Raw genomic sequence first — 24699 nt, 5'->3', positions numbered from 1 at the left:
AATGATAGAGAACCCAATTAAACGTCGACCAACACGCAAAATTCGTGTTGGGTCGGTGTATGTCGGTGGCGATGCACCTATTAGTGTGCAAAGTATGACAAACACTGAAACTTGCGATGTTGATGCAACCGTTGCTCAGATTGAGCGTTGCGTTGATGCAGGTGCTGATATTATGCGTGTTTCGGTCCCATCTATGGAGGCTGCTGAGGCATTTGGCGCAATTCGTAAGCGCGTTTCAGTACCATTAGTTGCCGATATTCATTTTGACCATAGAATTGCCTTAGCAGTTGCAGATTATGGTGCAGACTGTTTGCGTATTAATCCGGGTAATATCGGGTCAGACCAGAAAGTTCGTGAGGTCGTTGCTGCGGCACGTCATCATGGTATTTCAATGCGTATTGGTGTGAATGCGGGTTCTCTAGAAAAAGATTTACAGAAAAAATATGGCGAGCCTACTGGGCAAGCACTTCTTGAATCAGCTTTACGTCACATTGATATTTTAGATCGCCTTGATTTCCATGAGTTTAAAGTTAGTGTAAAAGCCTCAAATGTGTTTTTAACCATGGATGCTTACCGCTTGCTTTCTCAGCAAATTGATAATCCATTACACCTTGGTGTTACCGAAGCGGGTATTTACCGTACGGGTACTGTGAAATCAGCGATTGCCCTTGGCGGATTATTGATGGAAGGCATTGGCGATACGATGCGTATTTCGCTTGCTGCCGAACCAGAAGATGAAATCAAGATTGGTTTTGATATCTTAAAATCGCTTGGTCTACGCTCTAACGGGATTAACTTTATTGCTTGTCCGAGTTGTTCTCGCCAAGAGTTTAATGTTATTCAAGTGATGCAAGCTTTGGAAGAACGTTTAGAAGATATTCGTACTCCAATGGATGTGTCAGTGATTGGTTGTAAGGTAAATGGCCCGGGTGAAGCAAAAGAAGCCGATATCGGGGTTGTTGGGGCTGCGCCTCGCTCACTGGTTTATCGTAATGGTGAGAAAAGCCATTTAATCGATACCCATCAATTGGTTGATGAAATCGAAACAATGGTTCGTCAACGTGTCCAAGAGCTTGAAGAAGCTAAATCTAAAGAAATTATTCGTAGTTCATCATGAGTTCAATTGTCGCAATCAAAGGTTTTAATGACGTCTTGCCAACGCAAACAGTAGCGTGGAGACGTCTTGAGCAACATTTAGCATCGTTAATGGATGCTTATGGTTATCAACAAATTCGTTTACCAATCGTTGAACAAACGAGCTTGTTTAAACGCACTATTGGTGATGCTACCGATATTGTTGAAAAAGAAATGTATACCTTTTTCGATAAAGGTAACCCACCAGAGTCATTAACTTTACGTCCGGAAGGTACAGCTGGTTGTGTTCGTGCATTGGTTGAGCATAATTTGTTGCGCGGCGCTACGCCACGTGTGTGGTATATGGGACCTATGTTCCGTTATGAAAAACCACAAAAAGGGCGTTACCGTCAGTTCCACCAGTTTGGTGTAGAAACTTTCGGTGTTGCGACTCCTGACATTGATGCTGAATTAATTATGTTGACAGCTCGCTTATGGAAACGTATGGGCGTTGCTGATAAGGTTCAGCTTGAGTTGAATACTTTAGGTGAGGCTGATGAGCGTGCTGAATACCGCAATGCTTTAGTTGCATTCTTAAACGAACATAAAGATGCGTTGGATGAAGATTCTCAGCGTCGCTTAACAACAAATCCATTACGCATTTTAGATTCTAAAATTGAATCTACTCAGAAAATTCTGGAAAATGCGCCGAAATTGCATGATTTCTTAAAAGAAGAAAGTTTGGATCATTTTAAGCAGTTACAAGATTATTTGACTGCTGCTGGCATCCAGTTTGTAATTAACCAGAAGTTGGTACGTGGTCTGGACTATTACAACAAGACTGTTTTTGAATGGACGACTACAGCACTCGGTTCGCAAGGCACAGTATGTGCTGGTGGACGCTACGATGGTTTAGTTGGTCAATTAAAAGGTAAGCCAGATCAATCTGTACCAGCTGTTGGTTTTGCGATGGGTATGGAGCGTCTATTGCTTCTGCTTGAGCAAGTTGAACAAGCTGAAGTTATTCGCGATTGTGAAGTCTTTTTGGTTGCAGAACCTGCTTATCAAACAAATGCTTTGATTTTAGCGGAACAATTACGTGACCAGTTAGAAGCTGCAAATAGCAGTATTCGAATCAAAACAGGTTCACAAGGCAGCATGAAAAGCCAGATGAAAAAAGCTGATCAGGCTGGAGCAATCTTTGCTTTGATTTTAGGGGAACGAGAGTGGGAAGCGCAGCAGTTTGCTATTAAAGAGTTAGCAACAGCTGACCAGTCACAAGTCGCAATTGCTGACCTCGTACCATTTTTAATCCAAAAATTTACAAAATAAACTGAACATCTGGAAAAGGACAATCACATGAGCTTAAGTGATGAAGAACAATTCGACAGCTTAAAGTCGTTCGCCAAAAAATATGGTTCTGCCATGATTAGCGGAATTCTCATTGCGTTGATTGCCTTTTTTGGGTGGACATACTGGCAAAAAAAGAATCTGGCAACTAGTCAGGTAGAAACTGCAAAAGTACAGCAGTTAATGGATGAAGCAAATGCGAGTGCCGATAATCCGAATGCTTTAAGTTCAGTAACTGCATCAGCAGATAAAATTGTAAAAGATGATATCGACTCTGTTCAGGCCATACAGACTCAGTTTGTATTAGCAAAATTAGCCTATGAAAAACAAGATTATGCTGCTGCCGAAAAAGCCTTAAAGAAAGTTGAAAATTCAAAAGTTAAAGATGAAGGTTTGATTCAGGTTGTAAAATTGCGTTTAGCAGATGCACAATTGGCGCAAAACAAATATGATGAAGCACTAAAAACTCTGTCTGGTAACGTCGATCCTGCATTTAAAGCAACGGTAGAAGAGTTACGTGGTGATATCTTTGTTGCTAAGAAAGATGTTGATTCTGCTAAAAAAGCGTATCAGGCAGCTTGGAATTCGTTACTAGAACGTAAACAAGAGCGACAAATTTTACAAATTAAACTCGAAAGTGTTGGCGTTTTAGTTGAAGATCCACAGATTGAGCGCCCAATTTTGGAAACACAGGTGGAAGAGTCTTAATGAATCAGAAATTCAAACTGCCTTTGGCAATTGCAATCGCATCGGCTGTACTGGTGGGATGTTCTAGTAATAAAGTAAAAGAAGTTAAACCAAATCCTCTACCGAAATTGACCGAGTCGAAAAAGACCTTAACGCCAGTGTTTTCGCGTAGTGTTTCTTCTACTGATAAAGCTGATCCATTACGTTTGCAACTTGATGCAAACGATGGTGTGGTTTTCACGCTTGATCCAAAAGGTGAAATAGCTGCATATCGTGGTAAACAACGCATTTGGGAAAAGAAAGTCAGCAAATTAGGCTTGAGTTCTGGTGTTGAAGCTGCTGAAGGAATTGTTGTTGTTGGTAACAGTAAAGGTCAACTCTTTGCACTAGATCAGGCAACAGGCGAACAGAAGTGGACTGCACAGTTATCTGGCGCATTGTTAAGCCCGTCATTGGTTCAATCTGGACGTGTTATTACCATTGCGAATGATGGTACTGTATTTGCGCATGATGCTACTTCAGGCCAACAAGTTTGGGCTTATAAGTTACCGAATGTCCAATTTAGTTTGCGTGGTCAGGCATCACCAGTGAGCCTTGATCCTCGTACTGTATTAATTGCTTCTGCGAATGCATATGTTTATGCAATTGATACCATTAGTGGTATTCCGCGTTTCCAACGTCGTGTTGCGGTAAGTGAAGGTCGTTCTGATATTCAACGTTTAATTGATATCGATGGTGATCCTACTGTAGCTGGACAGTTTATGGTAACGACCAGTTTCCAAGGTCAAGTGACTGTAACCGATCTTGCTTCTCAACGTGTTGTTTGGAGTGAAGATTCGAGCAGTATTAAACGTCCAGAAGTTTATGACAATAAAGTATTTGTCTCTTCAACAGATGGTAAGTTAACAGCTTACGATTTAGCGTCTGGTGAAAAGATCTGGGAAAATGATAGTTTGTTAAACCGTCATTTAAGTAACCCAGTTGTGTTAGGACAAGATCTTGTTGTAGGTGATTTAGATGGCGTATTACATCTTGTTGAACCAACAACAGGTAAGTTAATTGGTCGTTCAAAAACAAGTGGTGAAGTTAACACATTGCGTGTTATCGAGAATCAACTTTATGTTTCGACCCGAAAAGGCGATTTAAGTATTTGGCAGAATCGTTAATTTCGTTCGCTTGTGCTAAAATAAGCGCTTAACAAATTATGCTGTTAAAAATATCGGGGTGTTTGAATTAAATCAGTTCAAAGCCCCGTCTTTTATTATGGTCATCTCTGACCTTAAAATATATCTCCTGTACTGTTTTTAATGCTCATGCCATGAGATATGGCTGGTCTTGAATTAAGGTTATTGTATGAAACCCGTTATTGCGCTCATTGGTCGTCCGAATGTCGGAAAATCAACGTTATTTAACCAGATTACCAAGAGTCGTGATGCACTTGTAGCCGACTTCGCGGGCCTGACTCGTGACCGTAAATATGGTGATGCGACTTATCAGAATAAGTCTTTCATTGTCGTTGATACTGGCGGTATTGGTGAAAATGAGGGCGGTATTGATAACTACATGGCCGAGCAGTCAAAAACAGCAATCAATGAAGCAGATATCATTATTTTTGTGGTTGATGCTCGTGCTGGTTTATTGGCTTCAGATGAGCAAATTGCCCGCGAACTACGTACTTTAGGCAAGAAAATTTATCTTGTTGCGAACAAGGTAGATGGCGTTCATGCAGAAGCGGCTTTGGTTGAATTCTACAAGCTTGGTATGGGTGAGCCTTTACAAGTTGCTGCCAGCCATGGTCGGGGCGTGCAGCAAATGCTTGAAGATGTTCTTGAGAATGTTCCTGAAGATGAAAGTGAAGAAGAACATGACAAAGCAACAGGTTTACGTTTAGCTATTATTGGCCGTCCAAACGTTGGTAAATCTACCTTGGTCAATCGATTACTTGGCGAAGATCGTGTAGTAGCATTTGACCAACCTGGTACAACCCGCGATTCGATTTATATTCCTTTTGAACGTGATGGCCGTCAATACACATTAATTGACACAGCTGGTGTGCGTCGTAAGGGTAAAGTAGAAGAAATGATTGAGAAATTCTCAATTGTGAAAACGCTACAAGCAATTAAAGATGCACATGTGGTTGTGGTAGTTCTCGATGCTCGTGAAGGGGTTGTTGAGCAAGATTTACATTTAATTGGTTATGCGCTTGAAGCTGGGCGTGCCATGATGATCGCCATTAATAAATGGGATAACATGACCGAATATGATCGCAAACAATGTAAATTGGATGTTGATCGTCGTTTTGACTTTATTCCATGGGCGAAAGTACACCTTATTTCTGCATTGCATGGTACGGGTGTAGGGGATATGTACCCAACTATTCACCGTGCTTATGATTCATCGCATTTAAAAGTTTCACCTGCGAAATTAACCCAAATTTTGAATGATGCTACAGATGCCCATCAACCGCCAATGGTGAGTGGAAAACGTATTAAAATGCGTTACGCGCATATGGGTGGACAAAACCCACCAACAATTGTGATCCATGGTAATAAGGTTGATAAGACTCCTGCGGATTATCGCCGTTACTTAGAAAACGTGTTCCGTAAAGTATATAAACTTGAAGGTACACCAGTTCGTATTGACTTTAAAACTTCTGAAAACCCGTTTGAAGGTCGTAAGAGTCAAATTGATGAACGTACTGCTGCGCGTCGTCGTCGCTACATTCAGAAATTTAAAAAAGCAGAGAAAAAATTTAATCGTTAAGCTTTTTAACGTTCAAAAACCCAAAGTTTTCTTTGGGTTTTTTATTGCAAATAAATGAGCACATGCCAAGAGTTATGAAAAAGTGTGAGTATTAAACGTAATTTTTTGTAAATTTTATAACGAATGCTATAATCAGCATCTTTATAAAATAATTTATATTTCGACAGAATAACGCGGCTTAGGGTTCATTTTTTAGCATGGTAACATTACATCTTGCTCAGCTTATATTTACACATGCTCAGCCCTCCTACGCAGCTCTCGACTGCATCCCCGCGATGCAGCGTAGACGGTTATCGCCTTTAGCTAAACTTGCTTTAAATAGCGCGATCGGTGCATTAGATGGTAATAAAGCCGATTATATTGTTTGGGTGTCAAAATATGGTGATGAGGCCAAAACTTTAAATATCTTAAAAGATGTTTTAAATGAACAAACTCCATCGCCTACACAATTTTCAACGTCTGTTCATAATGCAATTTCCGGACTTTATTCTATTTTATGTCAGGATGATACTCCTTCTACAAGCTTAAGCTGTTCATGGACTGAAAGTTTGATTGAGGCGTATGCACTTTTAATGTCAATGACTGATATCAAACGGGTCTTAGTCGTTGCTTATGATGAGCCATTACCTAATATTTATGCTGAGGCAGTCGATTTTTCTGCCTATGCAATGGCTACCGTCGTTACTCTAGAGCAACCTAATTTACAAATTACTGCGTGGATGCATACAGATGAAGCAGATGCTCCTGCTTTTGCTCATTTTTGGCAGGATGCTGACCAGTTAACATCTGCATTTGGGTGGAACAAATGCTAAATCTTAAAAACCTCAAGCAAAAAAGTAATTATTGCTGGCGTGTGGCTGCTACTGGTTTTAGTTTTGCCAGTTTTGGGCTGGGTGGTATGGCCATTGCCTCAGTGATTGCACCAGTACTAAATGCGACAACCTCTGATTCTGAAGAGCGTCAGCAGCGTGCACAAAATGTGATTAAACATAGTTTTAAAGGCTTTACCGAAATGATGGTCAAACTTGGCATCATGACTTATTCGGTAGAAGGCTTGGAAAAGCTACAAAATAGTCGTCAAGAGTTGGTGATTGCCAATCATCCGACTTTGATTGATGTTGTAGTACTAATTGGTATGATGCAGCAGGCTAATTGCGTTGTGAAGCAGTCTCTTTGGTCGAACCCATTTACCAAAGGACCTGTACAAAGCGCAGGCTATATTTTAAATGCAGGTTCTCAGCAGTTTGTTGAAGACTGTGTAAAGCGCCTAAAAGAAAACAATGCGGCTTCTCTTTTAATTTTTCCGGAAGGAACGCGCACTGAAAAAGGGATGACCCTCAACGAATTTCAGCGAGGCGCAGCCAATATTGCCATTCGCGCAAATGTACCAATTCGTCCAGTAATTATTACCTGCACACCATCCACATTAACTAAGAATGAAAAATGGTACCACGTACCATCTCAACCATTTCATATCGAGGTCAAGGTTTTAGATGCAGTGCAAGTATCAGATTTGTTAGACGATTTAACAGTAGGACCTAAACAAGTTCGTCAGTTAAGTCGTAGTTTTTATAAAATTTTTGATGAAGAGTTATCTTGAAATGAGCAATCTTGCTGATGAACTAAAGCAAATGATTATTGATGTTTTGGCACTTGAAGATATCACTATTGCGGATATTGATACAGAAGCGCCACTATTTGGAGAAGGTTTAGGATTAGACTCGATTGATGCACTTGAGTTGGGACTAGCTTTGAAAAAGCGTTACAACATTCATTTAAATGCAGAGTCGGATGAAACCAAACAGCATTTTAAATCAATCCAGAGTTTGGTTGCTTTAGTTGAAGCACAACAGAAGTCATAAGGAGCGTGATGATGTTATCTCAAGAGCAAGTATTAACTAAACTCCGTGAATGGATGGAAGATTTGTTTGAAATTGAACCGGAGTCTGTTCAACTCGATTCGAACCTTTATTCAGACCTTGATGTCGACAGTATTGATGCAGTTGACTTAGTTGTAAAAATTAAAGAGTTAACAGGTAAGCAAGTAAAGCCTGAAGACTTTAAAAATGTGAGAACCATACTGGATGTTGTGACGGTTATTCAGAACATGACTGCTGAATGAAGTTTATTCTTAAAGGGATAATAGCAGCACTGTTTGTGCTGTATCCCTTTATTGTGGGTTGGAGTTTGACACACGGTCAATTCATTTGGGTAAGCCTATTACTCATCGGGTTGGGTGTCGTCAGACTTTTTGGTAAAGGTAACTCTTTATTATGGCCTTTAACCAGTTTTGCTATTGTTTGTGGCGGTCTGAGCTTATTGTCACACAATCATGCGTGGTTAAAGTTATATCCAGTCGGTATGAGTTTAGGCGCATTAATTATTTTTTCGCTGACACTTATTAAGCCGCCGTCTATGATTGAGCGCTTTGCCCGACTCGTTGAACCTGATTTACCTGATTCTGGGGTGCAGTGGACCAGACAGGTGACTAAAGTTTGGTGTGTTTTCTTTTTTTGTAATGCACTGATTGCTTTAAGCACTGTGCTTTTTACCTCAACTCAGGTTTGGGTCATTTATAATGGCTTTATTTCTTATGTGCTGATGGGCATTTTGTTCCTTGGTGAATTTATTTTGCGTAAGCGACATCAGCGTTTACATTCTTCAAATCATTAATTAAAAACTATGTATTGCCATTTTCAGAAATTCATCGATTCAGCTCAGCCACTTTGTATAGACGATGCTCTGCACTCGACCAGTTTTAATTACTTTTGGCAGGATGTGGCCTTACAAGCTACTGCAATTGCTCAAATGGAAAATCTAACTTGGGCTTTATGGGAAGCGGATAGCTATGAATTTCTGGTTTTATTCTTTGCTGCTTTGCTAGCGAAAAAACAAGTACTTTTACCACCCAATAGAGTGCGTGAATTAGAACAGGATTTTGCAGCACAGCAGGTTTATTTTTTAAAGCGCCAAAATACTGAAAAAGTTGTTCCTTCATCTTTAACCTTAGACGATGCTTTTTTAGAGCAGGCGCAACTCTATTTTTATACATCAGGTTCAACTGGTGAACCTAAAAAAATTCCAAGGACACTCAAACAATTACTCAACGAAGTCCAAGGGTTAAGTCAAAGCTTTAGTTTTGATGAACATGCAATTGCGATTGCAACGGTTAGTCATCAACATATTTATGGATTACTGTTTAAATTACTGCTACCACTTGCTACTGGTCGAAGTTTTTATGTGCCTCAAATGGCATTCCCAGAAGATGTGGTACAAGCTCAAAAACAATTAGAAACACTGAGTTTAAGTAATTATTTGATCTCAAGTCCTGCATTATTAAAACGTTGGACAACTGATGTCGTTTTGCAACACTGTCAAATGGTCTTTAGTTCTGGTGGCAAGCTAGAAAGTGGTGTTCGCCCTTTCTTAAATCGTCCGATTGTTGAAGTTTTGGGAAGTTCGGAAACTGGTGGTATTGCCCATCGTGCTAAAGATGAAGATGCTTGGATTGCATTTAGTAATGTGGCTATTCGGATTGAAGACCAACAGCTTATGGTCAAGAGTAATCACGCCTTTGAGAATGATTGGATTAGCACAGGTGATAGCGCCGCATGGACAGATGCAACAAGTCAGACCTTTAAGTTAATGGGGCGTACAGATCGAATTGTAAAACTTGAAGAAAAGCGCTTGAGTCTAGACGCGATTGAGCAAAGTATTCAGGCTCTAGATGGCATAAAACACTGTCATGTATTGGTACTTGAACATGAGCAACGTCAAATATTGGGTTGTATTGTTGTTCTGACAGAACAAGCTCGTGAGCAGTTACAACAGCAAGGTAAGTCCGCTTTTGTCAGCCATTTAAAACAACAATTAAAAGACAGCTTGGAAACGATCGCGATTCCTCGTCAATGGCGTTTCCTCAGTCAGCTACCACAAAACACTCAGTCCAAACTCAATAAAAACTATTTGAAAACTCTATTTAAGCCTATGTTACAACCCGTGGTGCTATCACACTCTCAAAATTCAGATGACTACATTTGGGAGTTGGAATTTCCACCTGAATTAGCATGTTTTAAAGGGCATTTCCCAACACAACCCATTTATCCTGGGGTTGGGCAAATAGGCTTTTTACAACATTTTGCTAAATCAATTTGGTCTGATTTGAGCTGGTGTCAGGGATATGAGCAGTTAAAATTTCAAAACCTGATTCGTCCTTATGCCGTGGTACAACTCAAGCTTGCTCGAAAAGAGCATAAAGTGAGTTTTGAACTACGTGATTCAGAACAGATTCTGGCTTCAGGGCGATTATTATTTGCCTTGCAAACAGAAGTAGAGGATTAAAAATGCAGTCCAATTACGGCTTTGTTGTTCCGGTTTATAATCATCCACATTATTTAGCAGATTTGATTTCTTATCTGGACAGTTTTCATCTACCGATTGTGTTGGTCAATGATGGTAGTGATGATGCGTGTAGCCAAATTTTAAAAGGATTAGCAGAGCAATATTCTCAAATTCATCTTATTGAACATGATGTGAATAAGGGTAAGGGACAAGCCGTAATGACTGGTTTACGTGCAGCCTATGAGCTTGGTTTAAGCCATGCATTACAACTCGATTCAGATGGACAACACTGCTGGGATGACATTCCAAAATTTATTGAGCAGTCTCGACAACATCCAGATGCAATGGTAATTGGTCAGCCGTACTTTGATGAATCTATTCCTAAAAAACGGTTGTATGGTCGTTACATCACCCATTTTTGGGTGTGGTTAAACAGTTTGTCTTTTGAAATTAAAGACAGCATGTGTGGGTTTCGCGTGTATCCGCTTGAGAGCACGATAAAGGTTTTAAATAGTGCTAAATTTCAGCCACGTATGGGTTTTGATAGTGAAATTTTAGTACGTTTAAAATGGGAAAATACCCCTTTTATTAATGTACCAACACCTGTGGTTTATCCAGAGCAGGGAATTTCTCATTTTCATGCTTGGCGAGATAACTTAGGGCTAAGCAAAGCGCATGCAACTTTGTTTATGGGCATGCTGATTCGCTTACCGAAGCTGTTAAAGCAAAAGCTACAAGGTTAATTATGACAGATTCAGCTTCACCAAAATGGAACGACATTAAAGAGCGAGGCGGTATGTTGCCCCTTATGCTGATGTTGTGGTTTTACCGTTTTGGTGGACGTTGGTTATGCAAGTTGGTGATGTATTTTGTCATTATGTGGTATTGGTTATTTGCAGCCACAGCAAGACAGGCTTCTTTACTCTATTTACAAAAACTGCATCATTTTGCTGGATCACAGTCGCCGTTTAACCATCAACCAAATTGGACAAATAGCTACGCGCATTTCATGCAATTTGGGGAATGTATTTTAGATAAGATTGAGGGCTGGTTGGGTAATATTCCCGAGCAGGAATTACAAGTTTTTGGACATGAAAACTTCTCTCAGCATTATCAAAAAGGTGCTCTGATTATTGTCTCTCACTTTGGCAATATTGAATTGCTTCGCGCCATTAAGTCAGAGCATCCGCAGAAAATTAATGTGCTGGTTTACCAAAAGCACGCGACAAAATTTAATGAGTTTTTGAAAAAAATAAATGATAAGGCGGATGTGTGTCTTTTATCAGTTGATGAGCTGGGTATTGAAACTGCAATGTTGCTGCAAGAAAAAATGCAGCAAGGCGAGTGGGTCATTGTGGCGGCAGATCGAGTACCTGTGCAGTCAGATCGTGTACAGCATGTTGATTTTTTAGGGGAGTCAGCAGCTTTCCCACAAGGGGCTTGGATTTTAGCAAATTTACTCAAAGTGCCTGTTATTGCGGTGTTTTGCTATCGAGTGCAACAGCAGTTTCAAGTGCATATTCATTCAATTGCTGAACAGATCAATTTACCCCGTGCTCACCGTATTGAAAGTATGCAAACCATCACTAAAACGTACGTTGCCGTACTGGAACAGCATTGTCTGCGTGCCCCTTATCAATGGTTTAATTTTTATAATTTTTGGACGAAATAACATGCGTGTGTTAACCGTAGGTGAACAACCACTGAGTATTGAAGATGTCGTTTCTGTAGCCAGAGGCGAATGTCAGGTTGCTTTACCAGAAACGTCTGAGTGGCGTGAACTGATTCAAAAAGGCGCTGATTTTCTCGATCAGCTCCTTGAAGAAGAAGGGGTTATCTACGGTGTGACCACGGGGTATGGTGACTCATGTTTGGTTGAAGTGCCATTACATCAGGTTAATGAACTACCGCTACATCTTTCACGCTTTCATGGTTGTGGTTTAGGTGAAAATTTAGATGTCATCACTGCACGTGCAGTAGTCGTGACACGTTTATGTTCATTGGCTCGCGGTTATTCAGGCGTGTCGATCGCTTTGCTGGAACGCTTAGTTTGGTTGCTGAATGAAAATGTAATTCCAGTCATTCCATCTGAAGGTTCAGTCGGAGCAAGTGGTGACTTAACGCCGTTGTCTTACATTGCGGGAACTTTAGTCGGTGAGCGTGACGTCTATGTCGATGGGCAAATTGTTCCTATTGCTCAAGTCTATACTGAAAAGAATATGCAGCCTTTAACGCTTAGACCTAAAGAAGGTTTGGCGCTCATGAACGGCACAGCGGTGATGACGGCGATTGCTTGTTTAAATTATAAAAAAGCAGAGCAAATTGCACTTGCAAGTACTCTAATTACCGCTCTAAATGTATTGGCCTTGGAAGGTAATCCTAGTCATTTTGATGAAGTGCTGTTTGCACAAAAACCCCATCCGGGACAACAGCAAATTGCCAAGCAATTACGTGACTGGCTGAACAGTGAAGTACAAACGGCACATCAAAGTCCACGCTTGCAAGACCGTTATTCGTTGCGCTGTGCACCACACATTATTGGTGTGTTTGAAGACTCAAAAGTATGGTTACGTCAGTTTATTGAAAATGAACTGAATTCAAGTAACGACAATCCATTGATTGATCCAGTCGGTATGCGTGTATTGCATGGCGGTCATTTTTACGGTGGACACATTGCACAAGCAATGGATAGCTTAAAAATTATGATTGCCAATATTGCTGATCTGATGGATAGACAGATTGCACAGCTAGTCGATCATAAAATGAATCATGGTTTACCACGTAATTTAACAGGTGCAACAGCAGAGCGTTTGCCGCTGAATCATGGTTTTAAAGCGGTACAAATCGGAGTATCGGCGTGGACGGCTGAAGCCTTAAAAAACACTTTGGCAGCTTCAATTTTTTCACGTTCGACCGAATGTCATAACCAAGACAAAGTGAGTATGGGAACCATCGCCGCGCGTGATGCGAGCCGCGTAATTACCTTAACACAGCAAGTCATTGCAGCGCTGTGCTGCGCAAGTGTGCAGGCGATTCATCTGAAAGGTTTAACCACACAGTTAAGTCCAACATTGCAAACGTTTATGCAATGGACCTTACAAAGCTTTGCATTTGTCGAAGAAGACCGACCATTACAAACCGAATTACAACAGATTATTGATCGTTTAGACCAACTTGAATTGTTTAATCAACCAGAATTTATGGGATAAGGTGAGCCAATGCATGCAGATGTAATCATTGAAATTCCATTTCATGATGTCGATACCATGAATGTGGTTTGGCATGGACACTATTTAAAATATTTTGAGATTGCTCGCTGTAAATTGCTCGATCAATTTCATTACAACTATATGCAGATGAAAGAATCAGGCTATGCATGGCCTGTGATTGAAAGCCATGTTCGCTATGCATACGGTATTGAGTTTGAACAAAAGATCCGGGTTAGAGCCATTTTAAAAGAATGGGAAAACCGTTTGAAAATTGATTATTTGATTTTTGATGCTGAGTCAGGAAAACGTTTAACCAAGGGTTATACCACACAGGTAGCGGTGAATATTGAAGCCCGTGAAATGTGTTTTCAATCGCCACAGGTTTTGTTTGATCGCTTGAATGCATGGTCTGAGTTTCAACCGAAGAGGAATGCGTGATGTCTCAATTCATCAAAACTTTAGGTTTAGGTGCTGCTGTTTGGATGAGCAGTTTAAGTGCGGTCTATGCAGCGCCCACACAGATCACTCAAATTTTTCAGCAACTATCACAGTCTCCTACGGTTCGTGCTGATTTTGAACAGCAAAAAAAATTGCCGTCGTTGAATAAAACTTTTGTATCGAATGGCTCTTTGTTGTTCTCAAAATCTTATGGTGTAGCGTGGCAAATCAAACGACCTGTGCAAGCAGATTTGATTGTTACCCCAACCAAATTGGTACAGAAAACTCAGCGTACATTTAGCCAAATACAAGTTGATCAATCGCCATATAGTTCGGTCGCGACTTTATTCTTACAGCTCATGTCTGGTAATGAACAGGCCTTAGCAAAGAATTTTAATGTGGTAAGTGCGAATTATAGTCCAGCGGGTTGGAGTATGAGCCTAACTCCGAAAAGTAGCTTGTTTAAAAAGTTATTTGTGCGTGTTGATGCTCAAGGTCAACAGTACGTTAACCAAATCGTGATTACCGAGAAAGCGAATAATTTAACGACTATTCGCTTTAGTCACCAGACTTCTCAACCGACGACTCTAACGGCTGCTGAGCATGCGATTTTCCAACTGGCAAAATAAGTTCACCGCGCTTTGGTTAATTGCTCTGCTACTGATCGCGGTGGGGCTTGGCGTGACGTGGCTGAATAAAGATATTCATATTCAAACCAATATTTTTGCGTTATTGCCTAAAGTTCAGCAAGACCCAGAACTTGCACGTACTCAGCAGTACATGAATGAGCAACTCAACAATAAAGTATTTGTGGTGGTAGATGCCAAAGATGAAGCTGCGATACAACAAGCGACTCATTTCTTAACAGCGCAGGCCAAACAAAGCCAGTTGTGGCAACCGCTGAAGCCACAACTTGATTTTGATCAATTTGCAAAACAGCTGTATCAACATCGAGCAGGATTGTTGAGTGCTCAAGATCAAGCCTTATTGAAAAAAAAGGATTATGCTGCGCTGACTGAACAAAGTTTGATGCAGATGATGAGTCCAGGCATGCCTGTCACTGCTGAATCACTTAAGCAAGACCCGCTATTATTGTTCCCTCGTTATGCCATGCAGTTGGCAACGCCATCACAACAAGATATTGAAATGGAGCAGGGTTTTGCCACAATTCATCATGAGCAAGGTATCTCTCGGCTTTTCGTATTACAGTTGACGCAAAGCCCATACAATATTGATTACCAAGAACAGACCTCTACTTGGATTGAGCAAACTAAGCAAAAGTTAGCTGCAATGGGATTAAAATCTCATTGGACTGGAACTATTTTATTTTCAAATTTTGGGACGCAATCGGCTAAACAGGAAATCTCAACCATTGGTGTTGGTTCGACATTGGGCTTAATTTTTCTGGTTTGGTTCGGCTTTCGCTCACTGCGACCTTTGGCGACCGAGTTTATTGCAGTTTCGACTGGAAGCTTTGTAGCATTTGCGGTCACACATTGGGTGTTTGGTGAAATTCACCTGATGACATTAGTGTTTGGTGCAAGTCTGATTGGTGTCTGTGTCGACTTTTCATTTTATTTTATGGCGATGCAATCGCAGCATAGAAAGCTTGGTGGTTTTCAAATTCTAAAACCGCTATTACCAAGTTTGTTTATGGGCTTAATGACCACATTGGTTGCTTACATCTTTTTGAGTTTTACTCCGTTTCCTGGGTTTAAGCAGATTGCAGTCTTTTCAATTGTAGGATTAACTGCGGCGTGGATCAGTAGTGTTCTGCTATTACCAAGATTACCCGCACTCAATGCCCAGCCAGCAATAAAAGCACTGTCATGGATTGGACACGCACGGTTATGGTTTCAGCAACGAACCACAGTCCGTTATAGCTTGATTGCAATCATTTTAGCAGTAGGTACGGCGAGTCTTTTCTATCTTAAAAGTAACGATGATATTCGTAATTTACAAGGTATGGACGCGAGCTTAAAACAGCAAGACCAAGCGGTTCGTGAGCAATTTGGCCAGCAACAAAGTAGTGATTATTTTGTGGTGCGTGCAGCATCGGCAAATGAAATGCAGCAACAAGAGCAGCAACTGATTGGAAATTTGCAACAGTTACAGTCACAAGGGAAAATCAGTGCATTTCAAGCTTTGGGACAATGGATTCCACCATTGGCAGACCAGCAAAATAATCTACAACTATTAAGAAATATTCCAAAAGCGACTTTGCAGCAGTATGCACAAAGCATGGGGCTAAATGTTAATGATGTTTTACAGTGGCAACAGCAACTGGCGACACAACCGTTATTAGATTTTTCTGTATTTAAAGATCACCCATTAGCTTTTTTACAGCCTCAAACCAATGAACGATTAGTGATGGTGACAGGGGCAAAACAGCCTGAAGTGTTAAAGCAGCTTCAGAATGAGCATATACATTTCCAACAACCGATTACCGAAATGTCGCAAATGTTTGCTGAACATCGAGTACAGGCTCAACATCTTCTGATTTATGCCTTAATTGGTCTGGCAGTTGGTTTGGCGCTTATTTATGGATTAAGTTCGATTGTGCCTTTGGTCTTGCCAGTCAGCTTGGCATTACTGAGCACTTTTGCGATTCAGGCATGGTTAGGTGTCGAGATTAACCTATTTAGTATTATGGCGACTTTCCTGATTATTGGGATTGGTGTCGACTATGCAATTTTCTACCGACATGGACATGATCACCCACAAGTAGTTGGAATGGCATTATTTTTATGTATGATGTCGACCTTACTTGGCTTTGGATTACTTTCATTTAGCCATACTTATGCAATTCATTGTTTTGGTTTAACTGTTTTATTCGGGGTTATTTTCTCGTTTATCTATGCGACTTTATTAACCCCCGCAGATGAAAAACATATTGTAAATTTACAAGACCATTCATAATTTGAATAAATTAAAAAGGAAGTTGTGCTATGAGCACTATAGAAAAAATTGACGTCGTAATTATTGGGGCTGGGCCATCAGGTAGTTCTGCTGCTGCACTTCTTCGAAAAAAGGGCTATACCGTTACGGTCATTGAAAAACAGCATTTCCCTCGTTTTTCGATTGGTGAGTCATTGCTACCGCAGTCTATGGCATTTTTAGAAGAGGCTGGTTTATTAGAAACAGTCAGTGAGCATGTTGAGCAATATGCTTTTCAATTTAAAAATGGGGCAGCTTTTCTACGTGGCAAACAGCGTAGTTTTTATGACTTTACAGAAAAATTTACGGATGGTCCGGGAACAACTTGGCAAGTTCGCCGTGCAGATTTTGACAACCTGCTAGCAAAACAGGCTCAAGTTTATGGCGCAGACATACGCTTTGGACATGAAGTTTTAGATGTTGATGTTGCATCTGAACAGTCTGTACTTACAGTAATCGATGAAGAACAACAGCGTTATCAGATTCAAACTAAATTCTTGTTAGATGCGAGTGGCTTTGGACGAATTTTGCCAAAGTTATTAGATTTAGAGAGCCCATCAAATTTTCCGGTACGACGTGCACTGTTTACCCATATTGAAGATGGTATTACAGATGACCCAGAATTTGATCGTAATAAAATTTTAATTACTGTCCATGAAAAAGATCACCGTGCATGGTATTGGTTAATTCCATTTGCTGATGGGCGTGCTTCTTTCGGTGTCGTTGCAGAACAAGAATTTTTTGACAAATACACGGTCGAAAATGCTGAAGATAATGAACCAGAGGCAATGTTTAAGCGTATTTTGGCTGATGAATCAAGCTTGTCAGATGTCTTGCGCCATGCAAAGTTTGATACACCAGTGCGTACTTTGGTGGGCTACTCAGCGAATGTAAAACACTTGGCAGACCGCAACTATGCGCTATTAGGTAATGCGGGTGAGTTTCTTGATCCAGTCTTTTCATCAGGTGTGACGATTGCTCTTAAATCTTCAAGTTTGGCGGTTCCTTTGGTTGAGCGAGTTTTGCAAGGTCAGCAAGTCGACTGGTTAGAAGAATATGAAAAACCATTACGCCGCGGCATTCAGGTATTTCGTGCCTATGTTGAGTCATGGTACGAAGGCGAGTTCCAAGATGTGGTGTTCTCACAAAATCAGAATGAAGGTATTCGCCGTATGATTTCTTCATTATTGGCTGGTTATGCGTGGGATGAAAAAAATCCGATTCATAAAAATGCTAAACGTAGACTCAACACTTTGGCAGAATATTGTCGTGAAGGCTTGGCGCAAGAACAGGTACTTGAGGGATAACCATGCAACGCAAATGGGCAACGATATTACTCAGTAGCTTTATATTTTTAAATGGTTGTCAGGTCATGCCACATGCCAAAGGGCTGCAAAGTCCTCTATGGCAGGCTCAGACTTATCAAAGGCAAGATCAAGTTGAAGTTCAGTGGAAGCAGCAAAGTTTTAGCTTCTTGTTATATCAACAGCAAAAGGGTGCTGTACTGGATATGGTCGCTTTGAGCCTAACAGGCCAGCAATTATTTAAGCTACAGTTTGATGGGCATCGGGTTCATGTTGAACAACGTATTGATCAAATGCGTTTATTGCCTTTTGAGTTTGTGGTGCGTGACCTTTTGTTTGCGACATACCCTCAGTTTTCGCATTTAGGGCAGCAAGCTGTAGAGATGAAACAACAAGCAGACAAGCAGGTTGTTTATATTGAAAAGCAACCTGTGTTGCAGCTTGAACAGGGACAAGGAAGCATTGAATTGATTAATGAACAAGTCCCTTATACCATGACGCTGAGTTCGATTGAGAACACCTTGCAAACAGAAGAAAGTTCTACGCCATGAAACATTTACCTTCAGCAAATGCAGCTCCAATGGCAGTAGGCATACAATTTAGTGTTGGTTTATCTGCATTAGGCTGCGAACTTAATCAAATTAAACAAGCATTACAACAGCCTCAGCAAACCTTAACTTTACGTAATGATCTAATCGCTGATCATGATGTTTGGGTGGGACAATATACGCATCCATTATGTTCGAGCGTACCTGATGCTTTACAGTCTGTAGATTCACGTAATCTACGCTTTGCCTTAACCGCATTATCTAAAATTGAAACAGAGTTAAAAGGCTATACAGCATCCTTTGAAAATAAACGTTTAGCCATTGTGGTAGGCACATCTACCTCTGGTATTGCAGATAATGAATTATTACTTAAGCAATATTTTCAAGGGCAAACAGATCTATCGATATCACACTATCCCCAAGAAATGAGCTGTTTAGGGAAAGCATTACAGCAGTACTTAGGATGGGAAGGGCCAGCATATACGATTTCGACAGCTTGTTCTTCAAGCGCTAAAGCATTAGCTGCAGGGCAGAGATTACTTCACGCAGATTTAGCAGATGTTGTGCTGGTTGGTGGTGTCGATACCTTGTGCAAGTTGACCCTAAATGGGTTTAATAGCCTAGAAAGTTTATCTGAACATATTTGCCAACCCTGCGGTCTAAACCGTGATGGTATTAATATTGGTGAAGCCGCTGCGTTTTTTGTACTAAGTAAAGAACAAGCACCTGTCATGTTAATGGGGGCGGGTGAGTCCATGGATGCATGGCACATTTCAGCCCCGCACCCTGAAGGCAAAGGTGCCGCTTTAGCTATGCAACGTGCATTAGATATGGCACATATTTCCGCTCAAGAGGTGGGTTATATCAATTTGCATGGAACAGCAACTCCACAAAATGACGCAATGGAAATTAAGGCTGTAAGACAAGTTTTTAGGGATTACCCAGTGGCTTTAAGTAGTACAAAACATAAAACGGGACATTGTCTCGGTGCTGCTGGTGCCATAGAAGCTTTTATTTGTGAGCAAGTTTTAAAAGATCAAAATTGGTTGCCTTTACATCAAAGTGTTGAGGTCGACCTAGATTTGGCTGACCAAAACTATGTGCAAAATGCCGAACTAAAACAGCCCATCCGCTATGTCATGAGTAATTCTTTCGCTTTTGGGGGAAGTAATATTAGTCTTGTTTTTGGAGTGAAGCCCTAGTGAAACTAGATGCAATTCAATATATTCCTCATGAGCAACCGATGGTATTTATCGACCATTTAACTGAGGTTGCAGAAGGGCGGGCGCAAGCAGAACTCACGATTACGCCAGAGCTGATGTTTTGTGAAGCAGAAGGTTTGCCGACATGGGCAAGCATTGAAATTATGGCACAAACGATTAGTGCTTATTCAGGCTGGCAAGGTCAGCAGTCAAAACAAGCGCCAAAAGTCGGTTTTTTATTGGGAACGCGTAAGTTAAATCTACCGATTCCTTATTTCGCCTTGGGTTCTCGATTGATCATTCAAATAGAACAACAATATTTTCATGAAGGCCTTGGGCAATTTTCCTGTGAAATTCAATATGCTGAGCACTGCATTCAGGCAACGTTAAGTGTATTTGAACCAACAGAATCACCATTTGAATAACCACAAAGAATTAGGAATACATTGTGACAAGACGAATTTTAGTAACAGGTTCAAGTCGAGGAATTGGGAAAGCGATTGCATTACAACTAGCAAAGGCTGGTTTTGATGTGACCGTACATGCACGTTCGCGTCAGGCAGAGGCTGAGCAAGTCGTACAAGAGATTCAAGCATTAGGACAAAATAGCCATTATCTAATGTTTGATGTAAATGAACGCCAAACTGTTCAACAGATTCTAGAACAAGATGTAGAGCAGCATGGCGCTTTCTATGGCGTTGTATTGAATGCAGGTCTTACTCATGATGGAGCTTTTCCTGCACTCACCGATCAAGATTGGGATGAAGTTATTTCAACGTCCCTAGACGGTTTTTATAACGTATTAAAACCATTAGTTATGCCAATGATTCATTTACGTAAAGGTGGCCGTATCGTCACGTTATCTTCGGTTTCTGGGATTATGGGTAACCGTGGTCAGGTTAACTATAGTGCTGCAAAAGCAGGATTGATTGGTGCGACCAAGGCTTTGGCCCTCGAATTAGCGAAGCGAAAAATTACTGTTAACTGTGTTGCACCAGGGTTGATCGAAACTGAAATGGTGACAGATGAAGTCAAAGAACATGCGCTTAAAATGATTCCGTTGCAACGCATGGGGCAGGTCGATGAAGTGGCGAGCGTAGTAAAATTCTTGTGTTCAGATGAAGCCTCTTATGTAACTCGACAGGTGATCTCTGTGAATGGGGGATTGATCTGATGAAACGTGTGGTCGTGACAGGAATGGCAGGAATTACCTCTTTAGGTGAAACCTCCGATGAGATCTTTGCTCGATTTGATGCTGCCAAAAGTGGTATACGCTACATGCCAGAGTGGGAGCAATATGTTGATCTTCGGACTAAGCTTGCTGGCCCGGTTGAAACATTCCATGTTCCAAAACATTTTAACCGTAAGGTTACCCGCGGGATGGGGCGTGTAGCGCTCATGTCTGTGGTTTGTGCCGAAACTGCTTTACAAAATGCTGGTTTGCTTGGGCATGAAATTTTGTCTAGTGGCGAAGCCGGTGTTGCTTTTGGTTCTTCTGCGGGTAGTGTAGAGGCCGTAGGTGAGTTTGCTAGCATGTTGCTTCATCAGAGCATGAGTAAGATCAATGCAACAACCTATATTCGTATGATGGCCCACACCAGTGCGGTGAACATGACCGTATATTTTGGTCTAAAAGGCTTAACTTTACCGACCTCAAGTGCATGTACTTCTGGCTCTATGGCCATTGGGCAAGCCTATGAAGCAATTAAATATGGCAAACAACAGGTCATGATTGCGGGTGGTGCTGAGGAACTCAGTGCAGCAGGTGCAGCGGTTTTTGATGTATTGTTTGCGACTAGTGGCATGAATGACCAACCAGAAAAAACACCGCGTCCATTTGATGCCAAGCGAGATGGATTGGTGATTGGTGAAGGGGCAGGCTGTTTAATTTTAGAAGAATACGAACATGCCAAAGCCCGAGGTGCTCATATCTATGCAGAGGTGATTGGCTACGGTAGCAACACCGATGGTCAACATGTAACTAAACCAGACGCCGAGATGATGGGGCGTTGTATGCAATTGGCTCTTAAAGACGCATCTGTAGAGGCTAAAGACATCGCTTATGTAAATGCGCACGGCACCTCAACTGATCAGGGGGATGTGGCTGAAAGTCAGGCGACAGCAACAGTTTTAGGACGTAAACCAATAAGCTCTTTAAAAAGCTACTTTGGACATACGCTGGGGGCGTGTGGAGCTATTGAAGCTTGGCTGAGCATTGAAATGATGAATCGTGGCCGTTTCATTCCAACTTTAAACCTAGATGAAATCGACCCATTGTGCGGTGATCTAGATTATATCGTTCAGCAACCGAGAACTTTGGATGCTGACATTATTATGAGCAATAACTTTGCTTTTGGCGGAATTAATACTTCGCTTATTTTTAAACTTGTTAAACAATAAGGAACACAACAATGTTAAATAAAAAACTTTTATTTGTAGCAATGCTAAGTGCGGGCTTTACTGCCACTGTTCAGGCTGGAGATGAAGTACATCAGTTAAATTTTAAAGAAGCTGTAGACCGTGCAGTTGCAGATGGGACTTTAGATGGTTCAGTAAAGTTTTATTTAAAGGGTACAAAGTCTGGCGGTAAAATCATTCAAAAAGATGCGGTAACCAATAAAAAAACCAATGGTTTTGGTAAGTCAGCAGCAACGTCTTGTGACTGGGTTTTACGTTCAGCACTGATCCAAATGCAAAACAATGCTAAAGCACAAGGTGCAAATGCAGTTACCAATATTGTGAGCTATTTTAAAGCCAATGAAACTACAAGTACGACAACTTACGATTGCTATAAAGGCGCCATGATGGCGGGTGTTACCTTAAAAGGCGACGTGGTTAAATTCTAATTAATTTTAAATAAGGTCGGGATAATGTCTAAACGTAATATTGAAGTCTACACACAGACATTGTCCCAGCTTCTTTTAAAATCTAAACAAGATTTTCCAGACTTCAGTACATTTAATCATTATAAAAAACAGCAAATACATAATATTAGAAATGAGCTGATAGCACAGAGATTACAAATTACAATAACGGATTTGGAGTTTGCAAAGCATGAGCATGGCAAGCCATATTTATTGAATCACGATTTAGATTTTAATCATTCTCATAGTCAACAATACTATGCTTTAGCGATGAGTCAGCATGTTAAAGATATCGGTATAGACGTTGAAGAGTTAGACCGTAAAGTACGTTTGGAAGCTCTAGCGCAGCATGCATTTCATCCCGATGAATATGCAACATGGCAAAGTCTAGAACAAGATAGAGAATATTGGTTTAAAGTCTGGACAACTAAAGAGGCTGTTCTAAAAGCTTCAGGCCTTGGTATCCGTTTAGATTTAAATACTTTAAATACTCAAGCACATCCTACAGACCGTGGCGGAATATGTTCTCATCTACTGATCGGGACATTTGCTTATCAAAACTTCGTTGTGGGTAATATGATTTTAACAGTGGCATGGCGTTCAGAATTATCTTGCCGTGGTTTTCAGTTTCCTACAATTCAGCTTCATTCACTTGATGTTTAATAAGCGAAATAGCAGACATAAAAAAACCGCGAATTACGCGGTTTTTTTAGTTTAGAGCAAGCTATAAAATTAAGCTTGACCTTCAACAGCTTGAGCACGTTGCATATTCGCTTCGAACTCTGCATCAAAGTTAATTGGTGTAAGAAGTAACTGTGGGAAGCTACCTTTAGTCACTAAATCATTTACCGCTTCACGTAAGAACGGGAACAAAATATTTGGGCAATAAGCGCCTAAAATATACGGTAAGCGATCTTCTTCGATGTTATCAATCAAGAAAATACCTGATTGAGTGATATCTACAATGAACGCTGTTTCGTTGTCGTTATCGGCTTGTACCACAACTTTTAAAGAAACTTCAAAATGAGTTGGATCAATTTTTTCTGCAGCAGAAGAAAGATTGATATTGAGTTCAGGTTGCCATTGTTTAGTAAAAACCTGTGCCCCAGGAACCTCAAAAGAAATATCTTTTGTATAAATACGCTCTAAAGCTAATTGTGGTTGAACTTGTTGTTCTTCGCTCATTGTTTTTTCCTTAATATGGATGCGAGATTAAGCCAATAATTCGTCGAGTTTACCTTCACGCTCTAAAGCATAAAGTTGGTCAAAACCACCAATAAACTGATCGTTAATAAAAATTTGTGGGACAGTACGATGATTAGTGCGTTGCATTAATTCAACACGTACTTCCGGTGCTTCAACAGAAAGATTTACTTCTTTGTAAGCAACACCTTTACGCTCAAGTAACTGTTTAGCACGAACACAATACGGGCATACAGAAGTTGAGTAAACAATGACATTTGCAGCCATAATAATTCTCCTTAAGCTTTTGGTTTGCTTTTTACAAGAGGTAAGCCTTGTGCTTTCCAGTTACTAATGCCACCATCGAGTCGATAGCTGTCATGGTGAGCAACTTTTTGCAAAGCACTACCAGCCACTTGCCCGAGGTTGCAAATAAATACTAATGGACGGTCACTTGCTTTTAATTCATCAGCATGACTTGCAATTTGGCTGAAAGGAATATTGCGGCTACCACTAATATGACCTTCACGGAAGTCTTTACTATCGCGTAAGTCGATGAGTATGGCATTTTTCGCTTTCACTAAAATACCAAGCGACTGTGGTGAAATTTTACGACCGTTACGTTGACCTTCAAAAATGAAGAACAACACGACCAAGACTCCGAGCGTACCAAACAAAATGGGGTGATTCCCCATAAACTCTAACCAGCGTTCCACAAGTCACCTAAAAAAATTAAAAACAAAATTGACCTAGAGTATAGCGTATATAGATGGTGATCAAAATCACCACTTCAAGGGCAA

At 40.7% G+C, this 24699-nt stretch carries 28 protein-coding genes; 25 read left to right on the top strand and 3 right to left on the bottom strand.

The annotated features are described in order from the left end of the window. The first annotated feature begins 1 nt into the window (after window position 1). From ispG to ODQ17_RS02705, 25 genes are all read left to right on the top strand, one after another. Window positions 2-1117 (top strand): flavodoxin-dependent (E)-4-hydroxy-3-methylbut-2-enyl-diphosphate synthase, encoded by a 1116-nt coding sequence (gene ispG, locus ODQ17_RS02825; protein WP_322901616.1) that lies wholly within the window; start codon window positions 2-4, stop codon window positions 1115-1117. Further along, window positions 1114-2406 (top strand): histidine--tRNA ligase, encoded by a 1293-nt coding sequence (hisS, locus tag ODQ17_RS02820; protein ID WP_322901614.1) that lies wholly within the window; start codon window positions 1114-1116, stop codon window positions 2404-2406. Before ispG ends, hisS begins: the two co-directional genes overlap by 4 nt. 27 nt (window positions 2407-2433) lie before the next feature. Then, a complete protein-coding gene (locus tag ODQ17_RS02815) occupies window positions 2434-3132 on the top strand; it encodes a YfgM family protein (protein WP_004794712.1) in 699 nt (232 codons plus the stop codon). After that, window positions 3132-4277 carry an outer membrane protein assembly factor BamB gene (bamB, locus tag ODQ17_RS02810; protein WP_322901613.1) on the top strand — a complete coding sequence of 382 codons (1146 nt, stop codon included), beginning with the start codon at window positions 3132-3134 and terminating at the stop codon, window positions 4275-4277. Before ODQ17_RS02815 ends, bamB begins: the two co-directional genes overlap by 1 nt. A 187-nt stretch (window positions 4278-4464) precedes the next feature. Further along, a complete protein-coding gene (gene der, locus ODQ17_RS02805) occupies window positions 4465-5874 on the top strand; it encodes a ribosome biogenesis GTPase Der (RefSeq protein WP_004794708.1) in 1410 nt (469 codons plus the stop codon). A gap of 197 nt (window positions 5875-6071) precedes the next feature. After that, the gene (locus ODQ17_RS02800) at window positions 6072-6686 is read left to right on the top strand and encodes a beta-ketoacyl synthase chain length factor (protein ID WP_322901611.1); all 615 of its coding nucleotides are present in this window, start codon (window positions 6072-6074) and stop codon (window positions 6684-6686) included. Continuing rightward, window positions 6671-7474 carry a lysophospholipid acyltransferase family protein gene (locus tag ODQ17_RS02795; RefSeq protein ID WP_104075002.1) on the top strand — a complete coding sequence of 268 codons (804 nt, stop codon included), beginning with the start codon at window positions 6671-6673 and terminating at the stop codon, window positions 7472-7474. The genes ODQ17_RS02800 and ODQ17_RS02795 overlap by 16 nt, the downstream gene beginning before the upstream one ends. Before the next feature lies 1 nt (window position 7475). Continuing rightward, entirely contained in the window at window positions 7476-7736 is a 261-nt protein-coding gene (locus ODQ17_RS02790; protein WP_000067033.1) for a phosphopantetheine-binding protein, read from the top strand. 5 nt (window positions 7737-7741) lie between these two features. Then, window positions 7742-7996, top strand: a complete 255-nt coding sequence (locus ODQ17_RS02785; RefSeq protein WP_322901608.1) for an acyl carrier protein — start codon at window positions 7742-7744, stop codon at window positions 7994-7996. Further along, window positions 7993-8547 carry a septation protein IspZ gene (locus ODQ17_RS02780; protein ID WP_322901606.1) on the top strand — a complete coding sequence of 185 codons (555 nt, stop codon included), beginning with the start codon at window positions 7993-7995 and terminating at the stop codon, window positions 8545-8547. The genes ODQ17_RS02785 and ODQ17_RS02780 overlap by 4 nt, the downstream gene beginning before the upstream one ends. 9 nt (window positions 8548-8556) lie before the next feature. After that, window positions 8557-10215 carry an AMP-binding protein gene (locus ODQ17_RS02775; protein WP_322901604.1) on the top strand — a complete coding sequence of 553 codons (1659 nt, stop codon included), beginning with the start codon at window positions 8557-8559 and terminating at the stop codon, window positions 10213-10215. A gap of 2 nt (window positions 10216-10217) precedes the next feature. Continuing rightward, a complete protein-coding gene (locus ODQ17_RS02770) occupies window positions 10218-10958 on the top strand; it encodes a glycosyltransferase family 2 protein (protein ID WP_322901602.1) in 741 nt (246 codons plus the stop codon). Window positions 10959-10960: 2 nt separating this feature from the next. Beyond that, entirely contained in the window at window positions 10961-11887 is a 927-nt protein-coding gene (locus ODQ17_RS02765) for an LpxL/LpxP family acyltransferase (protein WP_322901601.1), read from the top strand. A gap of 1 nt (window position 11888) precedes the next feature. Continuing rightward, on the top strand, window positions 11889-13424 hold the full coding sequence (locus tag ODQ17_RS02760; protein WP_322901599.1) for an HAL/PAL/TAL family ammonia-lyase: 1536 nt from the start codon (window positions 11889-11891) through the stop codon (window positions 13422-13424). Window positions 13425-13433: 9 nt separating this feature from the next. Further along, complete coding sequence (locus ODQ17_RS02755) at window positions 13434-13862, top strand: acyl-CoA thioesterase (protein ID WP_000542808.1); 429 nt, start codon at window positions 13434-13436, stop codon at window positions 13860-13862. Then, window positions 13862-14491 (top strand): LolA family protein, encoded by a 630-nt coding sequence (locus ODQ17_RS02750; RefSeq protein WP_004794688.1) that lies wholly within the window; start codon window positions 13862-13864, stop codon window positions 14489-14491. Before ODQ17_RS02755 ends, ODQ17_RS02750 begins: the two co-directional genes overlap by 1 nt. Next, window positions 14466-16781, top strand: coding sequence for an MMPL family transporter (locus ODQ17_RS02745; RefSeq protein ID WP_322901597.1), 2316 nt, complete (start codon window positions 14466-14468; stop codon window positions 16779-16781). Before ODQ17_RS02750 ends, ODQ17_RS02745 begins: the two co-directional genes overlap by 26 nt. A 29-nt stretch (window positions 16782-16810) precedes the next feature. Further along, on the top strand, window positions 16811-18106 hold the full coding sequence (locus ODQ17_RS02740; protein WP_322901596.1) for an NAD(P)/FAD-dependent oxidoreductase: 1296 nt from the start codon (window positions 16811-16813) through the stop codon (window positions 18104-18106). A gap of 2 nt (window positions 18107-18108) precedes the next feature. Then, the gene (locus ODQ17_RS02735) at window positions 18109-18654 is read left to right on the top strand and encodes a DUF3261 domain-containing protein (protein WP_322901594.1); all 546 of its coding nucleotides are present in this window, start codon (window positions 18109-18111) and stop codon (window positions 18652-18654) included. After that, window positions 18651-19853, top strand: coding sequence for a beta-ketoacyl-[acyl-carrier-protein] synthase family protein (locus ODQ17_RS02730; RefSeq protein WP_322901592.1), 1203 nt, complete (start codon window positions 18651-18653; stop codon window positions 19851-19853). The genes ODQ17_RS02735 and ODQ17_RS02730 overlap by 4 nt, the downstream gene beginning before the upstream one ends. Further along, window positions 19853-20278: an ApeP family dehydratase gene (locus tag ODQ17_RS02725; protein WP_000762337.1), complete on the top strand. Its 426-nt coding sequence runs from the start codon at window positions 19853-19855 to the stop codon at window positions 20276-20278. The genes ODQ17_RS02730 and ODQ17_RS02725 overlap by 1 nt, the downstream gene beginning before the upstream one ends. A 23-nt stretch (window positions 20279-20301) precedes the next feature. After that, window positions 20302-21027 (top strand): 3-ketoacyl-ACP reductase FabG2, encoded by a 726-nt coding sequence (locus tag ODQ17_RS02720; protein ID WP_151767336.1) that lies wholly within the window; start codon window positions 20302-20304, stop codon window positions 21025-21027. Further along, window positions 21027-22253, top strand: a complete 1227-nt coding sequence (locus ODQ17_RS02715; protein ID WP_322901588.1) for a beta-ketoacyl-ACP synthase — start codon at window positions 21027-21029, stop codon at window positions 22251-22253. Before ODQ17_RS02720 ends, ODQ17_RS02715 begins: the two co-directional genes overlap by 1 nt. A gap of 11 nt (window positions 22254-22264) precedes the next feature. After that, window positions 22265-22699, top strand: a complete 435-nt coding sequence (locus ODQ17_RS02710; protein WP_004794675.1) for a hypothetical protein — start codon at window positions 22265-22267, stop codon at window positions 22697-22699. A 24-nt stretch (window positions 22700-22723) separates the two neighbouring features. Continuing rightward, window positions 22724-23380: a 4'-phosphopantetheinyl transferase family protein gene (locus ODQ17_RS02705; RefSeq protein WP_322901585.1), complete on the top strand. Its 657-nt coding sequence runs from the start codon at window positions 22724-22726 to the stop codon at window positions 23378-23380. Between the two features lie 69 nt (window positions 23381-23449). On the opposite strand, the gene secB is transcribed toward ODQ17_RS02705, so the two are convergent. The 3 genes from secB to ODQ17_RS02690 are packed head-to-tail and all read right to left on the bottom strand — an operon-like array spanning window position 23450 to window position 24615. Continuing rightward, window positions 23450-23902: a protein-export chaperone SecB gene (gene secB / locus ODQ17_RS02700; protein ID WP_003654925.1), complete on the bottom strand. Its 453-nt coding sequence runs from the start codon at window positions 23900-23902 to the stop codon at window positions 23450-23452. A gap of 27 nt (window positions 23903-23929) precedes the next feature. Then, window positions 23930-24187, bottom strand: coding sequence for a glutaredoxin 3 (grxC, locus tag ODQ17_RS02695; protein WP_002114715.1), 258 nt, complete (start codon window positions 24185-24187; stop codon window positions 23930-23932). A gap of 11 nt (window positions 24188-24198) precedes the next feature. Beyond that, window positions 24199-24615, bottom strand: coding sequence for a rhodanese-like domain-containing protein (locus ODQ17_RS02690; RefSeq protein WP_004794673.1), 417 nt, complete (start codon window positions 24613-24615; stop codon window positions 24199-24201). Window positions 24616-24699 lie beyond the last annotated feature (84 nt).

Source organism: Acinetobacter sp. IRS14 (assembly GCF_034650275.1).
Classification (GTDB): domain Bacteria; phylum Pseudomonadota; class Gammaproteobacteria; order Pseudomonadales; family Moraxellaceae; genus Acinetobacter; species Acinetobacter oleivorans.
Note: the sequence above shows the minus strand (reverse complement) of the source record. Positions and strands in the feature narration are given on the sequence as shown.

Excerpts from the sequence above, each read along its gene's own strand:
- ODQ17_RS02745 (WP_322901597.1), top strand. The coding sequence starts at position 14,466 with ATGCGATTTTCCAACTGGCAAAATAAGTTCACCGCGCTTTGGTTAATT.
- ODQ17_RS02750 (WP_004794688.1), top strand. The coding sequence starts at position 13,862 with ATGTCTCAATTCATCAAAACTTTAGGTTTAGGTGCTGCTGTTTGGATG.
- ODQ17_RS02780 (WP_322901606.1), top strand. The coding sequence starts at position 7,993 with ATGAAGTTTATTCTTAAAGGGATAATAGCAGCACTGTTTGTGCTGTAT.
- ODQ17_RS02740 (WP_322901596.1), top strand. The coding sequence starts at position 16,811 with ATGAGCACTATAGAAAAAATTGACGTCGTAATTATTGGGGCTGGGCCA.
- ODQ17_RS02765 (WP_322901601.1), top strand. The coding sequence starts at position 10,961 with ATGACAGATTCAGCTTCACCAAAATGGAACGACATTAAAGAGCGAGGC.
- ispG (WP_322901616.1), top strand. The coding sequence starts at position 2 with ATGATAGAGAACCCAATTAAACGTCGACCAACACGCAAAATTCGTGTT.
- ODQ17_RS02800 (WP_322901611.1), top strand. The coding sequence starts at position 6,072 with ATGGTAACATTACATCTTGCTCAGCTTATATTTACACATGCTCAGCCC.
- ODQ17_RS02705 (WP_322901585.1), top strand. The coding sequence starts at position 22,724 with ATGTCTAAACGTAATATTGAAGTCTACACACAGACATTGTCCCAGCTT.
- hisS (WP_322901614.1), top strand. The coding sequence starts at position 1,114 with ATGAGTTCAATTGTCGCAATCAAAGGTTTTAATGACGTCTTGCCAACG.
- ODQ17_RS02710 (WP_004794675.1), top strand. The coding sequence starts at position 22,265 with ATGTTAAATAAAAAACTTTTATTTGTAGCAATGCTAAGTGCGGGCTTT.
- ODQ17_RS02730 (WP_322901592.1), top strand. The coding sequence starts at position 18,651 with ATGAAACATTTACCTTCAGCAAATGCAGCTCCAATGGCAGTAGGCATA.
- ODQ17_RS02770 (WP_322901602.1), top strand. The coding sequence starts at position 10,218 with ATGCAGTCCAATTACGGCTTTGTTGTTCCGGTTTATAATCATCCACAT.
- secB (WP_003654925.1), bottom strand. The coding sequence starts at position 23,902 with ATGAGCGAAGAACAACAAGTTCAACCACAATTAGCTTTAGAGCGTATT.
- ODQ17_RS02775 (WP_322901604.1), top strand. The coding sequence starts at position 8,557 with ATGTATTGCCATTTTCAGAAATTCATCGATTCAGCTCAGCCACTTTGT.
- ODQ17_RS02815 (WP_004794712.1), top strand. The coding sequence starts at position 2,434 with ATGAGCTTAAGTGATGAAGAACAATTCGACAGCTTAAAGTCGTTCGCC.
- bamB (WP_322901613.1), top strand. The coding sequence starts at position 3,132 with ATGAATCAGAAATTCAAACTGCCTTTGGCAATTGCAATCGCATCGGCT.
- ODQ17_RS02715 (WP_322901588.1), top strand. The coding sequence starts at position 21,027 with ATGAAACGTGTGGTCGTGACAGGAATGGCAGGAATTACCTCTTTAGGT.
- ODQ17_RS02790 (WP_000067033.1), top strand. The coding sequence starts at position 7,476 with ATGAGCAATCTTGCTGATGAACTAAAGCAAATGATTATTGATGTTTTG.
- der (WP_004794708.1), top strand. The coding sequence starts at position 4,465 with ATGAAACCCGTTATTGCGCTCATTGGTCGTCCGAATGTCGGAAAATCA.
- grxC (WP_002114715.1), bottom strand. The coding sequence starts at position 24,187 with ATGGCTGCAAATGTCATTGTTTACTCAACTTCTGTATGCCCGTATTGT.
- ODQ17_RS02735 (WP_322901594.1), top strand. The coding sequence starts at position 18,109 with ATGCAACGCAAATGGGCAACGATATTACTCAGTAGCTTTATATTTTTA.
- ODQ17_RS02755 (WP_000542808.1), top strand. The coding sequence starts at position 13,434 with ATGCATGCAGATGTAATCATTGAAATTCCATTTCATGATGTCGATACC.
- ODQ17_RS02760 (WP_322901599.1), top strand. The coding sequence starts at position 11,889 with ATGCGTGTGTTAACCGTAGGTGAACAACCACTGAGTATTGAAGATGTC.